The organism is Chryseobacterium takakiae (assembly GCF_900129385.1).
In the GTDB taxonomy this organism is placed as follows: domain Bacteria; phylum Bacteroidota; class Bacteroidia; order Flavobacteriales; family Weeksellaceae; genus Chryseobacterium; species Chryseobacterium takakiae.
The window spans coordinates 1-13,270 of sequence record NZ_FQVO01000012.1; the positions used below are offsets into that span (position 1 = coordinate 1).

10 protein-coding genes and 1 pseudogene are annotated in these 13,270 nt (G+C 36.8%); 8 read left to right on the top strand and 3 right to left on the bottom strand.

Going from position 1 to position 13,270, the window contains the following annotated elements:
- Positions 1-601 (bottom strand): annotated as a pseudogene (locus BUA76_RS14740) (Eco57I restriction-modification methylase domain-containing protein); the annotation flags it as partial.
- A gap of 90 nt (positions 602-691) precedes the next feature.
- Between BUA76_RS14740 and BUA76_RS14745 the strand changes: the two are divergent.
- From BUA76_RS14745 to BUA76_RS14755, 3 genes are all read left to right on the top strand, one after another.
- Positions 692-1,300: a master DNA invertase Mpi family serine-type recombinase gene (locus BUA76_RS14745; protein ID WP_072885562.1), complete on the top strand. Its 609-nt coding sequence runs from the start codon at positions 692-694 to the stop codon at positions 1,298-1,300.
- Between the two features lie 233 nt (positions 1,301-1,533).
- Complete coding sequence (locus BUA76_RS14750) at positions 1,534-3,870, top strand: AAA family ATPase (RefSeq protein ID WP_072885563.1); 2,337 nt, start codon at positions 1,534-1,536, stop codon at positions 3,868-3,870.
- Between the two features lie 2 nt (positions 3,871-3,872).
- Positions 3,873-5,318 (top strand): 5-methylcytosine restriction system specificity protein McrC, encoded by a 1,446-nt coding sequence (locus BUA76_RS14755; protein WP_072885564.1) that lies wholly within the window; start codon positions 3,873-3,875, stop codon positions 5,316-5,318.
- 37 nt (positions 5,319-5,355) lie between these two features.
- Here the strand turns inward: BUA76_RS14755 and BUA76_RS14760 are convergent, their stop codons facing one another.
- Positions 5,356-5,712 (bottom strand): hypothetical protein, encoded by a 357-nt coding sequence (locus BUA76_RS14760; RefSeq protein WP_072885565.1) that lies wholly within the window; start codon positions 5,710-5,712, stop codon positions 5,356-5,358.
- A gap of 60 nt (positions 5,713-5,772) precedes the next feature.
- Between BUA76_RS14760 and BUA76_RS14765 the strand changes: the two genes are divergently transcribed.
- From BUA76_RS14765 to BUA76_RS14775, 3 genes are all read left to right on the top strand, one after another.
- Positions 5,773-6,030, top strand: coding sequence for a DUF1294 domain-containing protein (locus BUA76_RS14765; protein WP_072885566.1), 258 nt, complete (start codon positions 5,773-5,775; stop codon positions 6,028-6,030).
- Between the two features lie 287 nt (positions 6,031-6,317).
- The gene (gene typA, locus BUA76_RS14770; protein ID WP_072885567.1) at positions 6,318-8,123 is read left to right on the top strand and encodes a translational GTPase TypA; all 1,806 of its coding nucleotides are present in this window, start codon (positions 6,318-6,320) and stop codon (positions 8,121-8,123) included.
- An 899-nt stretch (positions 8,124-9,022) separates the two neighbouring features.
- Positions 9,023-10,615, top strand: a complete 1,593-nt coding sequence (locus BUA76_RS14775) for a glycoside hydrolase family 10-like protein (protein WP_072885568.1) — start codon at positions 9,023-9,025, stop codon at positions 10,613-10,615.
- Between the two features lie 215 nt (positions 10,616-10,830).
- Here BUA76_RS14775 and BUA76_RS14780 read toward each other — a convergent pair whose 3' ends face one another.
- Positions 10,831-11,157 (bottom strand): winged helix-turn-helix transcriptional regulator, encoded by a 327-nt coding sequence (locus BUA76_RS14780; protein WP_066435696.1) that lies wholly within the window; start codon positions 11,155-11,157, stop codon positions 10,831-10,833.
- Positions 11,158-11,270: 113 nt separating this feature from the next.
- Here BUA76_RS14780 and BUA76_RS14785 point away from each other — a divergent pair, with 113 nt between their 5' ends.
- Both BUA76_RS14785 and BUA76_RS14790 read left to right on the top strand, forming a co-directional pair.
- Entirely contained in the window at positions 11,271-12,044 is a 774-nt protein-coding gene (locus BUA76_RS14785) for an SDR family oxidoreductase (RefSeq protein WP_072885569.1), read from the top strand.
- A 564-nt stretch (positions 12,045-12,608) separates the two neighbouring features.
- Positions 12,609-13,160, top strand: a complete 552-nt coding sequence (locus tag BUA76_RS14790) for a ferritin (RefSeq protein WP_072885570.1) — start codon at positions 12,609-12,611, stop codon at positions 13,158-13,160.
- Positions 13,161-13,270: the final 110 nt, after the last annotated feature.

The window sequence follows — 13,270 nt, forward strand, 5'->3', positions numbered from 1 at the left end:
ATTTATCATTTTGAGTAAATCCTTTATCATCTAGATAAAACGGAAGAAATTTTGTCATATTAGGATACATGATTTTTTGTTTATAAAAATCCTCCAATTTTTGCAAGGTTAAATTGTTATCAAGCTCTAGCCAATGATGTTGACCTGGAAAATCTTCATTGCTGTTTAATTTTCCCGAAGAAGTGTAGCGACATTGCCCGCGGTTTTTTAATTGCTTTTCATAGGTCAGAAGGTGTTTGTAAATAGCCGGATAGTTTTGCTCAAGAATCTTATAACTTCCATAATAAGCTAAAATTACATACGTATCTGCAAAATCATATCCGTATTTTTTGATATCTCTGCCACGTAAAATAGGTCGAATAATTTCAACAGAATTTGGATCTTCATTTATTAATTTTTCTCTTGTATAAGAATCAATTATAAAAGCTTCATTAAACCCAGTAATAATACCTCTACTTATATTGATATCCCAATCTTTTAAAGGAGTTCCTATCTTCTCAATTTTCGCTTTGATTTGTTGTTCTAAAGAAGAAAGTATTACCCAACTTTCAGAATTTGCAAATGTGGTTTGTACTGCATTTTGTCTAAAATAATCGCTCATTTCCTTGCAATATTTATTGGATAGGTTTATTTTATGCAGAATAGGTTTAAAATAAACCAAAACTGACTAATAATTTTAAACAGAAAAATAATGATTTACGGGTACATAAGAGTAAGTACAGACAAGCAGACGGTAGAAAACCAAAGATTTGAAATTAATCATTTTTGTGAAATACAGGGTACTGTTGTCAACAAATGGATTGAAGAAACAATTTCCGGAGCAAAAAACGTTGATGACAGAAAGTTGGGTAAACTATTAAAAAAAATGAAGAAAGGAGATATTCTTATTTGTTCAGAGCTTTCCAGATTGGGAAGAAATTTATTGATGATTATGGGAATTTTAAATGAATGTATGAATCGTGATATTCAGGTGTGGACAATAAAAGATAATTATAGGCTTGGCAGTGACATCAGCTCTAAAGTATTAGCATTTGCATTCGGTCTTTCAGCTGAAATTGAAAGAAATCTTATTTCACAAAGAACTAAAGAGGCTTTGGCAAGGAAAAAAGCAGAAGGTGTCATTTTGGGACGACCTAAGGGAAGTCGTTCAGCAAAAACTAAACTAACCGGACAGGAAAGAAAAATTCAGGATTTGTTAGATCGCAAAGTTTCTTATTCAGCAATAGGGAGAATTTTGGGTGTACATCGTTTGACAGTAAGCAGCTTCGTGAAAAATCAAAATCAGATGGTGAATAACTAACTTAGTAAAGTGATTCCAACTAAATCAGATTATTTCCGTAAAAAAAATACTCTGATTTAGTTGGAATTTTATTATATTCGCCAAAACTAATATACCATCCACGTATGATACCCATATATAAATTCACATTTTTTATCGTCGATATCTGAGATATATCAAGCTTTTAAAATTCTATTACCTCATTAAAATGCGAATGAGGTATGATTAGCATGATATAATTAATAGCTTATTTTATGGACATAAACTTACAAAACAAAATTTCAGAATATTTGAAAGCTGAAAGAAATCAGGCAATCATTAATTCTGATGAATTTTATTTTCAAAAAGCCAAAGATGAACTGCAGAAATTTTTAGACTTAGAAGTAAGAGAAGAAGAGAAACAGATTCTTATCGCTAATAAAAAGAAATACGAAGAACTTAAAAAGTTATTTCAGGATTCCGAAGAATTTTCTGACTTTGGGAAAACAATATTCTCTCTAGTTTCTTATTGTGATTTAAAAGCTTACAAAAAAAATGAGCTCAATCAGTATGATGATAAAAGAGTGCTGGCTTCAGCATTCGTACGAATGAATAACTGGCTGGAGCAGCTGATTACCTATAAATTTGAAGGACAGCTTTCCGAAGGATCGGTAAAAAATGCAATCGAATATCTTCTTCACCCGGAAGATCATTTTACCATGCTGAGTGAAAATCACCGCAGCCTGATTTCTGAAAACCTTTTCAAAAAAAGCTATAATAAAAGTACATTTAAGCAGGACTTTATTGATTTTTTTTCCGGGTTATCTATACAAGTTAAAAATCCTGTAAACTATACGCATTTACTGTCATGTTTAAGTTATGATATCAGTCCTGAATGGAAAGAAAGCATCATTGGGTTAATATCTCCAGACGGAACCGGATGGCAGGAAGGAGCTATTAATGATCTAAACGGTGCTGATTATATAATTTTATGGAATCACAGGAAACCTAACGGTACAACCAAAACTTTTAAATTATTAAAAGATTGTATTGATGAAAACGGCTCTTTTAAAATTTTCTACACTTCAAAAAATAATGCAATTTATATAGCAGAAGTCATTGACTTTGCTACATCAGCGCAGGAATACAATAAAGTAGATTGGGAAAATAATTATGAAAATATTACATGGAAACTAAATTCATTTGATGAATATAGGGATGGAGATAAATCAGCAAGCTGGGTATATTTAGTAAATAAATTTTATAAAATTGAGCCAATCCCATCTTCTCATTTTAAATATTATTTCTCTTCAGGTTACCCAAGCGTTGGTAGCCAGACACCAATAATTTCAATGATATCAAATATTGAATTCAAAAAAAATCAAAACATGAAAAAGACCATCGAACTGCTGCAGTACAAAAAGCAAATCATTTTACAAGGCCCTCCCGGGACGGGAAAAACAAGAGAAGCAAAACAGATTGCACAAAATATCTTAGGGTTAAATGAAAAAGAACTTCAAGAAAGCAAACAGTTCAAAATCATACAGTTTCATCCAAGTTATACCTATGAAGATTTTGTACGAGGAATTGTGGCAAGACCAAATCCTGAAGGAGAGGGAATAATCTATGAAGCTGAAAATAAAACGTTGGGTAAATTTGCAAAGAATGCTTTAGAAAATTATAAGAAATCACAAAGCATCACTTCAAATAATAGTCTTGAAACCGATTTTGATAGATTCATAAACTTTATTATTGAACAGTTGGATCTCTCCGGCAAATTTAATATATCTGAAAATGTGTATATATTTTCCGTTGAGGATAATCGATTTAAATACAAAGGAGATAATTGGAGTGCACACGCAAACGGTCTCAATATGAATTTTAGTCAGCTTAAAAAAATTATTGAGCTTAATTTAAATTCACGTCAGGAAATTGTTAAAAATGAATTATTAAACTCATTAACAAGACAGCATGCTACATATTATCAAAATTTTTTAGACTTATACAAAAAATTTATTTCAAATAATCCCTCTAAAATTGATAAAGAAGATTTAAAAAATTTCGTTTTAGTAATAGACGAAATCAACCGCGCCAATCTATCTTCAGTCTTAGGCGAATTAATTTACGCATTAGAATACCGTGGAGAAAAAGTTGAATCGATGTATGAAGTCGATGGGTCTCAAAATCTTGTTCTTCCGCCAAACCTTTACATCATCGGAACCATGAACACCGCAGACCGGAGTGTAGGGCATATTGATTACGCCATCAGAAGAAGATTTGCTTTTGTAGATGTTATGCCGAAAGATTTAACATCAGAAATGGAAGGCGGAGAATTTTATACCGATCTGTTTTCTGCTGTAAAGGCACTTTTCACAAAAGATGAGTACAAGACTAAATCAGATTTTATTTCTCAGGAATTTGAACCCAAAGATGTAGCTTTAGGACACTCTTACTTTATCAATAAATCAGAAGAAGGAGCAGATATGAAAGTACGATGGAATTACGAAATTAAACCTATTCTTTTGGAATATGTAAGAGACGGAGTTTTAAAAACGGATGCTTTGAAAAAAATTAACGAGTTGGAAACTACATTCAGTTTAAAAATTGAGTAATAATGGGCATCATTCTGAAAGAACATATTCATTATAGTTTACTGATTACAGAAAATTGGTATGATGTAGTACATGAAGAAAGGAAAAACTATTTTCAAAAATCTTCTTTATCACAAATAAAGCCGCGTTTTTTTAAAGAAGAAAGAGGAAAAGATTATCCTTGTTTCAGACATACAGTTACCGAAAACGAGGTTAAGATTATTTCCGATTATTTTGTAGGGATTGATTGGTTCACTACTGATAAAAGCCGGTATATTCAGGTAGAGCCAAAGCTTAACGATAAGGTTGTAGAATCTTTTGAAGAAGCTACAAAAAAGAGTGACACTTTTTCTGATAGAGAGATTGAAGAATTTAATGGAAAAGTAGAAGAAGAAATTAAAAATTCTTCAGGAAAGAAAGAAGTTGATGTCATTGGAATGCTCATGCAGATCATGTCTCATGCCGAAGTATCAAAACATACAGGAAAATTACTCTTTGTAGATTGGGAAGATCAGGAGATTTTAATTAATCAAAAGCAGGATTTACTGGCTCCTTTTTTGGTGGTTCGATTTCTTAATCTGTTAAAACACATCGTTAGAAAAGGTCTAAAAAAATCATATTATAAAAAACAGGATAACCTTAGGAATAGGGTTAAAGGTAAAATTTTAGTCGGACAACAGATCAGACAGAACGTTTTTAAAAACCGACTGACAAACACTGTCTGCGAATACCAGGTTTTCGGAGAAGATTCACTGGAAAATCGTTTTTTGAATAAAGTATTTATATTCTGTACCAACTACATAGAGAATAATAAGATTTATTTTAAGGAAGAAAATGAAATTTTTTGGTTGATCAATTATATTCGGCCGTCGTTTGAACATATTGGAAGTGAGATCAATATTCAGGACATCAAAAATTATAAGCATAACCCTTTTTTCAAAGAATACAAAGAAGCTATTAACATTGGTCAACAAATTTTAAAAAGATTCTCTTATAATATTACCAAGACGACTGAAGAAGAAATCTTTACCCCTCCGTTTTGGATTGATATGCCGAAGATGTTTGAACTGTACGTCTATGCTCAATTGTTAAAAGATAATCCTGAACTTCAGGCAAAAGACTTTAATTATCAGTTCTCTACCTATGGCAATGCTTTGGATTTTTTGATTTGCAGTGACAAAAAGAAAATTGTAGTGGATGCAAAATATAAACTGCATTATAATTACAGCCAGGTTCATAATGATATAAGACAGGTCGCAGGGTATGCGAGATTAAAAAAAGTGAAAAATCAATCCCCTCAATTAAATGAAGAAATAGAATGTCTAATTATTTATCCAAAACCAATTAATGGTATTCATAAGAATAATTTAAATCTAGGTGAATTACAATGGGATGAAATTAATGCCTATCACAAAGTTTATAAAATAGGGATAAATTTACCGGTGATAGAGCAGAATGAATTAAAATAGCTGTCAGAGATTGCTTCGCTTTGCTCGCAATGACCCATCAATTCACCATCCCGCCACCAAAAATCCTCACACAATACTCAGTCCCCAGAAACCTCGGATCTCCGTGCTTCTCAGACCAGAAACCGTCCAGAACATCCGGGTTGATCCGGCGGTACACGGCAACGCCTTTGTAGATCTTTTGGTCGTCACCTTCGTAGTGGAAGTTGATGACTAAGATGCCGTCTTTGTAGAAGCCGGTGCCGTGCTGTTCGTGGTGGCCGATGAGCCATTTGGCGGTGATGCGGTTGTTTTCGTCGAGGGATAAGGTCAGGATTCCCTGGTAGGAACTGCTGCCTGCTTCCTCCTGATTGCTGCCCTGAATGGCATAACTTCCTGCGAGATCCTGTACGGTCATGGATGGTATTTCCCGCAAAGGTAAAAATTCCGGATCATTTTTTTGTGTTAGATTTGCCGAATGTTTTACGCAATAGCAGTCATCAGCATCGTCACGTTCATCATTTTCGGAATCGATAAAAGAAAAGCGGTGCAACATCAGCGGCGAATTCCGGAGTCCGCTTTATTGTCCCTGACTTTCCTAGGCGGAACCATAGGAGCTTTGCTGGGAATGCTCCTCTTCAGGCATAAAATTTCAAAAACATCATTTTTACTGAAGTTCGGATTAATCGTATTGATGCAGGCTGTTTTTATGTATTATTTAAGCGATTTTTTTTGAATTTAATGGGTAAATCTGTCTCGGCTTACAAAATATCACAGATATTTTCTTAATTCATCTTAAACCCTTATCTACTCTTAATGTTTAAAAAGCATTTCAAAATTGTTTAAGTAAATCAAAGATAATTTAACGTTAAAAATCAGGATTAAAAAAAATAATCGGATATTTCCAGACATGAATTACTGCGATCAATATTAAACATCCTCATTATGAATTTGTTAATTAACATAACTATTTAGCAAGTATTTCATTAAAAATCACTACTTTTGCACCCGTAAAAATCTTTTATGCAAAACATTAGAAATATTGCGATCATCGCACACGTTGACCATGGGAAGACCACACTGGTTGACAAGATCATCCACGCTACCAATATCTTCAGGGAAAATCAGGAGAGTGGGGAGTTAATTATGGATAACAACGACCTTGAAAGAGAAAGAGGGATCACCATCTTATCCAAGAATATTTCTGTTACTTATAAAGACACGAAAATTAACGTAATCGATACACCGGGTCACGCCGATTTCGGGGGAGAAGTAGAAAGAGTATTGAAAATGGCAGACGGGGTAATCCTGTTGGTGGATGCCTTTGAAGGACCGATGCCACAGACCAGATTCGTACTTCAGAAAGCGCTGGAATTAGGATTGAGACCATTGGTTGTCATCAACAAAGTGGATAAGCCGAACTGTCGTCCGGATGAGGTTCACGATCAGGTATTCGATCTGTTCTTCAACCTTGACGCTACCGAAGAGCAGTTAGATTTCCCAACATTCTACGGATCTTCAAAACAGGGATGGTTCAACACCTCATTAGAACAAACGGAAGATATCTTACCATTGCTTGACGGGATTCTGGAATATGTTCCGGCTCCGAAAGTAACGGAAGGAAACCTTCAGATGCAGATCACTTCTCTTGATTATTCTTCTTTCTTAGGAAGAATCGCTATCGGGAAAGTAACCAGAGGAGAGCTTAAAGAATCCCAATGGATTGGTCTTGCTCAGGCAGAAGGTAAAATTGCAAAAGGAAAAGTTAAAGAACTATACGTTTTCGAAGGATTAGGAAAGAAAAAAGTAACTGAAGTTCAGGCAGGTGATATCTGTGCTGTGGTTGGTTTCGATGCTTTCCAGATCGGAGACTCTTTCGTAGATCTTGAAAACCCTGAGCCATTGGAAAGAACGGCTATCGATGAGCCTACACTGAACATGACGTTCTCCATCAACAATTCACCTTTCTTCGGGAAAGACGGTAAATATGTAACCTCTAACCACCTGAAAGAAAGATTAACCAAAGAATTGGAGAAAAACCTGGCGTTAAGAGTACAGCAGACGGATGATGCCAACACCTTCCTTGTATTCGGTAGAGGGATTCTTCACTTATCGGTTTTGATCGAAACGATGAGAAGAGAAGGATATGAAATGACAATCGGTCAGCCACAGGTTATCCTTAAAGAAATCGACGGCGTAAGCTGTGAGCCTTATGAATCTTTAGTAGTAGACGTTCCTGAAGAATATGCTTCAAGAGTAATCGATTTGGCTACCCAAAGAAAAGGAGACCTTCACATTATGGAAACCAAAGGAGAGATGCAGCACATGGAATTTGAAATTCCTTCAAGAGGTCTGATCGGATTGCGTTCACAAATGTTGACGGCTACGGCTGGAGAAGCGATTATGGCACACCGTTTCACGGAATATAAGCCTTTCAAAGGAGCCATTCCGGGAAGAAACAACGGAGTGTTGATCAGTAAAACACAGGGACCTGCTACAGAATATTCCATCAACAAACTACAGGACAGAGGTAAGTTCTTCGTAGATCCGGGAGAGGAAATCTATGCAGGAATGATTGTAGGAGAGCAAAACAAGCCGGGAGACCTTGTGGTAAACATCGTTGAAGCAAAACAGCTGAACAACATGAGAGCCGCAGGTAAAGATAAAGATACCGGTGTTGCTCCGAAAATCTTATTCTCGTTGGAAGAATGTATGGAATACATCCAGGCTGACGAAGCCATCGAGGTAACTCCGAATTTCATCCGTATGAGAAAGAAACTCCTTTCCGAAGAAGAAAGAAAAAAAGTGGAAAGAGCAGCAAAAGCCTAATCCCACTTCACTAATATCAAAGCTCCGAATTTTCGGAGCTTTTTTGTTTATATAATACCTCATGATAAATCTGCACCATCCGTGAAATCAGCGAGAGCATTTTATCTCTTCGCGCTCTTAGCTAAGTAGAACGCCTTTGCGCCCTGAAAATATTTAGTAGTCAAAAAACCTTCGCGTGCTTTGCGTTTAAAAATACATTACGATATCAAGATGCTCTGGCATAACAATCCCTTGATGAAGTAAAAGTTTCAGCATAATATTAAGCTTTGATCAGTTTACAGAATAATAAGATCTGCACCATCCGTGAAATCAGCGGGAGATAAAAATCTCAGCTTGCTTTCTGTAGCATTTTATCTCTTCGCGCTCTTAGCTAAGTAGAACGCCTTTGCGCCCTGAAAAACATTTAGTAGTCAAAAAAACTTTGCGTGCTTTGCGTTTAAAAAATACATTACGATTAAGATGCTTCCAGCATGACAATCTCCTGATAAAGCAAAATCTCTCAGCATATTTACAAGCTTAAACAGTTTACAGAATAAGATCTGCGCCATCCGTGAAATCAGCGGGAGCATTTTATCTCTTCGCGCTCTTAGCTAAGTAGAACGCCTTTGCGCCCTGAAAAACATTTAGTAGTCAAAAAAACTTTGCGTGCTTTGCGTTTAAAAAATACATTATGATTAAGATGCTTCCAGCATGACAATCTCCTGATAAAGCAAAAGCTTTTAACCTTTGTTGAGTGACACGCCTTTGCCTCAATTTTATGATTTATTATTAGAATCGGCGAAATTTCTTTTTGCAACTTAAAAACGTTTAGTAGTCAAAAATCTTTGCGTTCTTAGCGTTTAACTAATTTTATTATCGTAACTTAAATCAACAAAATAAATTAATGTAGTTTTGCAGATATGAGAATAAATTACTTAAAACTGATCATATTATCAGGAGTTTTTACATCATTCATGGCTTGTTCCACACAGAATAACGCAGTAAAAGCTTCCACACCTTCAAAAAGCACCGCTAAAAATAAAACTTCACCGCCAGCCGGCCCAAAACCCGAAGCTTCAATTCCGCCCGATGAAAGCTTCAGGACGGTGCTCCCTGAGATTAAAAGAGAATTCCGCGGGGTCTGGATTGCCAGTGTGGCCAATATCAACTGGCCTTCAAGAAATAACCTTTCCGTTGATCAGCAGAAAGCAGAGGCAATCAGCATGTTGAATATGCTGAAAGATAATAATTTCAATGCCGTGATCTTCCAGGTGAGACCTTCCGGCGATGCTTTGTATACCAGTAATATCGAACCGTGGTCCTACTTTCTGACGGGGCAGACGGGAATGGCGCCTTATCCTAATTATGATCCGCTGCAGTTCTGGATTGAAGAAGCCCATAAAAGAGGTCTTGAGCTTCACGTTTGGCTGAACCCTTACCGTGCCCATCATTCCAACGGAGGAACGCCCAACAGTTTGTCAATGGTGAATAAACTTTCAGACATTGTAATCAGATTGAAAAACGGAATGTACTGGTTTGATCCCGCCAATCCGAAAACCCAGGGCCACGTTTCCAATGTGGTGAAAGATATTGTAAAACGCTATGATATTGATGCCGTTCATTTTGACGATTATTTTTATCCGTATGCAACTTACAACAAAGGCGCAGATTTTCCGGATAATGCAAGCTGGAACGAATATCTAAGAAACGGAGGGACGCTATCCAGAGCAGATTGGCGAAGGGATAATGTAAACAAATTTGTGGAAAGAATCTATAAGGAAATCCATGCTGAGAAAAGCTATGTCCGGTTCGGGATCAGTCCGTTCGGAATCTGGAAGCCGGGGTATCCGCAGGGAATTGTAGGATCCTCTCAGTATGACGAATTATACGCGGATGCTAAATTATGGCTGAATAAAGGCTGGGTAGATTATTTCTCGCCCCAGCTGTACTGGCCGGTAGAATCAAAAGGGCAGCCTTTTGAACCTTTATTGCAATGGTGGAAATCAGAAAATACCTTAAACCGTCATCTCTGGCCGGGATTGAATACCGTGGAAATAAGATCTTCTGACCGTCCTGCAGAAATTAAAAATCAGATTAATATTTCAAGACAGGTGTTGGGAAATAATGCCGGCGAAATCCATTGGAGTATTGCCGGGCTCACCAAAAATCCGGGCATGCTTCCGACATTGAAAAACGGACCTTATAAAGAGAAAGCCCTGGTTCCGAAAACACCGTGGCTGAAAGCGGTACCTTTACAGACACCGAGCCTGTTCATTAATGATAACGGAAGTTTTGTACAAATAAGCTGGAGTACGAAAAATATAAAGGAGGTTTTCCAATGGGTACTTTTTACGCAGTATAATGGTATTTGGGAAACCGAAATCCTGACGCTGGATCAGCTTTCAAAAGAAATTCCGAAGTCTAAAGACGGGAAAACCCTAAATGCAGCAGCTATAAAAGCTATTGACCGGTTAGGAAACGAAAGTGATTACACCGCGAAACAGATTAAATAAATACAAAGCTGTCTTAAAATGCAGTGAAGAATCTTTAAAAGTTTAAGATTCTTCGCTGCTTTCAGAATGACAAACCGTAGCACAAATGATCTGCGGCATCTGAGAATCTGCGGGAGATAAAAAGATTCTTCATTCCGCTTTGCTTATTCAGAATGACAGGGTTACAACACAATCACCTGAAAAATCTTTGGTTAAAAAAAAATCTTTTTTAAGAATCAGATCACGTATTCCACGCCCCATTTATGCAGTTCGTTAATAATAGGCTCCAATTTTTCGCCTTTTGTTGTTAAAGTATACTCAACAGTTGGGGGAACCGTTGCAAATACTTCTCTTATCACAATTCCGTTGGCTTCCATGTTCTTCAGCTCTTTCACCAGCATCCGGGTACTGATGTTGGGAATAAGCCTTTCCAATTCACTGAAACGTTTTTTTCCTGTAAATAATGCATAAATGATGGACATCGACCATTTTCCGCCTATTACCCCTAAGATTTCCTGAAGTGCACATTTTTCTTCAGGCTGATGTATATTTTTTTTAATCATAACGCATTGATTATGTTTAATCCTTTACTTTTTGTTATTACTATACACTCGTGTAACTACTTGCAAAAGTAAAGTATTGTGATTTACTTTGCAACTCATTTAAACAAAAAATTATGAATCATTCATCAAAAGAGATGGTTGCTCTGGTAACAGGAGGGACAAAGGGAATTGGCAAAGCTATCGCTGATCGTTTAAGCAATTCAGGTATTCAGGTGGTAATAACAGCCCGTAAAGCTCCTGCAGAAAATAAAGAAGGACAATATTTTATTCAGGCAGATCTTGCTGAGCCTGAAAGTGCGAAAATTATTGCTGCGGAGATTCTGGAAAAATACGGAAGAATAGATATTATCGTTAATAATGCTGGAGCCAATTTAAGTCCGGGCGGAGGTTTCAGTACACTTTCCGATGAGCATTGGAATAATGACTGGCAGACGAATTTTATGTCGGTTGTACGGATCAACAAAGCGTTGTTACCTGTAATGATCGAACAAAAAAGCGGAGCGATCGTAAATATCTCTACCGGAGCCGCAAAGCTGCCGATCTGGGAAATGACCATGTCATATTCTTCCGCAAAAGCAGCACTGAATGCCTACAGCAAAGCATTGGCCAATGAGGTTGCCGCACACGGAATTCGTGTGAATGTAGTATCGCCCGGACTGGTAGAAACACCGCTGATGCTGGAATTCATTCAGAATATGGCGCAGTCATCTTCCGTTACGCTGGACGAAGCTTATCAATCAGTGATGGAAAAACTGAATGTTCCGATGGGAAGGATGGCCGAATCTGACGAAGTTGCAAGTCTTGTCGCTTATCTTGTCTCTCCGGAAGCAAAATACATCACAGGCGTTAATTATTCAGTGGATGGAGGGGCTTTACCTACGATTTAAATATAATTGCCAATTGCTTAACGGAAACAAATTCCCCTTCTCCGGAGGGGTGGATTCGACCATGGGAGAAGACGGGGTGGTTTTATAAAGTGAATTTTTCTGCACAAATCAATGTTCAATAAAAGCTGGAGATGAGTATTTTATTTAATGTGGTGAATGAAAAGACTTTTACCCTAGCCTCGATTGTAGCATATGTTTGAGCTCATTTTTTAGGTTTCGGCGCGGCGGAGCCGCCGCGCCGAAACCTAAAAAATAGCGAGTGCGGAAAGCGGGAAAAAGCTTCCAAAAAAAATAAAAGTATAGCTTTTCGATGTAATCAAATTGCTCCTAAAATATAATAAAAATACAATTCGACGGAGTCAAAAACTTTCCAAAACATCATAAGGCATTTCTAAGTAAAACTACCGTTTAATGAAGCTGAAATTTAGAATAACTATAAATTATATTCATAAATAAAAGTATTTCAGAGTGTTATAAATACCACAAAAACAATAGCCCCCGATCAAATCTTCTCGGAATCATTTTTGCATCGTATTGATTCATAATCACTAAAAAATATGAATTATGAATACCAACAGACTTTCCGAAGCGATGGAAAAAGCGCTTAGTGATCAGATGAATAAAGAAATCCACGCAGCACATGTTTTTCTATCATACGGAATCTGGGCGGATGATAAAGGATACCAGGGAATTGCCAATTTCCTTTACAGACACGCGCAGGAAGAAAGAAACCATTCTATCAAATTTATGGAATATGTCCTGAACAGGGGAGGTAAACCGAAAGTGGAAGCTATACCTGCTCCACCAGCCGATCCTGAATCTCTTACCGCATGTTTTGAAGGCGTTTTCAAACATGAAGTAGACAATACTACTTCCATCTATAGGCTCGTAGATATGGCACTTCAGGAAAAAGACTGGGCTACATGGAACTTTATGCAGTGGTTTGTTCAGGAACAGATCGAAGAAGAAACCCTTGCAATGAACCTTATGGATAAGCTGAAAATTGCAGGTGGTGACCGTGCTACTGACGAATCATTATTCACACTTGATAAAACTCTGGAGAAAGCACCGAACGATGTCCCTCTTGCTCAGGAAGCAACGGGTGACAATCCTTAAATAATTTCTCTAAGTAAATACACTAAAATCTGTCAGTACACGGCAGATTTTTTTATTCAGTATAGTTTTATTTCTATAAAATTATGTTTATAAAATTATTCATTATTTAG

Excerpts from the sequence above, each read along its gene's own strand:
- BUA76_RS14750 (WP_072885563.1), top strand. The coding sequence starts at position 1,534 with ATGGACATAAACTTACAAAACAAAATTTCAGAATATTTGAAAGCTGAA.
- BUA76_RS14775 (WP_072885568.1), top strand. The coding sequence starts at position 9,023 with ATGAGAATAAATTACTTAAAACTGATCATATTATCAGGAGTTTTTACA.
- BUA76_RS14755 (WP_072885564.1), top strand. The coding sequence starts at position 3,873 with ATGGGCATCATTCTGAAAGAACATATTCATTATAGTTTACTGATTACA.
- BUA76_RS14790 (WP_072885570.1), top strand. The coding sequence starts at position 12,609 with ATGAATACCAACAGACTTTCCGAAGCGATGGAAAAAGCGCTTAGTGAT.
- BUA76_RS14785 (WP_072885569.1), top strand. The coding sequence starts at position 11,271 with ATGAATCATTCATCAAAAGAGATGGTTGCTCTGGTAACAGGAGGGACA.
- BUA76_RS14745 (WP_072885562.1), top strand. The coding sequence starts at position 692 with ATGATTTACGGGTACATAAGAGTAAGTACAGACAAGCAGACGGTAGAA.
- BUA76_RS14765 (WP_072885566.1), top strand. The coding sequence starts at position 5,773 with ATGTTTTACGCAATAGCAGTCATCAGCATCGTCACGTTCATCATTTTC.
- typA (WP_072885567.1), top strand. The coding sequence starts at position 6,318 with ATGCAAAACATTAGAAATATTGCGATCATCGCACACGTTGACCATGGG.
- BUA76_RS14780 (WP_066435696.1), bottom strand. The coding sequence starts at position 11,157 with ATGATTAAAAAAAATATACATCAGCCTGAAGAAAAATGTGCACTTCAG.
- BUA76_RS14760 (WP_072885565.1), bottom strand. The coding sequence starts at position 5,712 with ATGACCGTACAGGATCTCGCAGGAAGTTATGCCATTCAGGGCAGCAAT.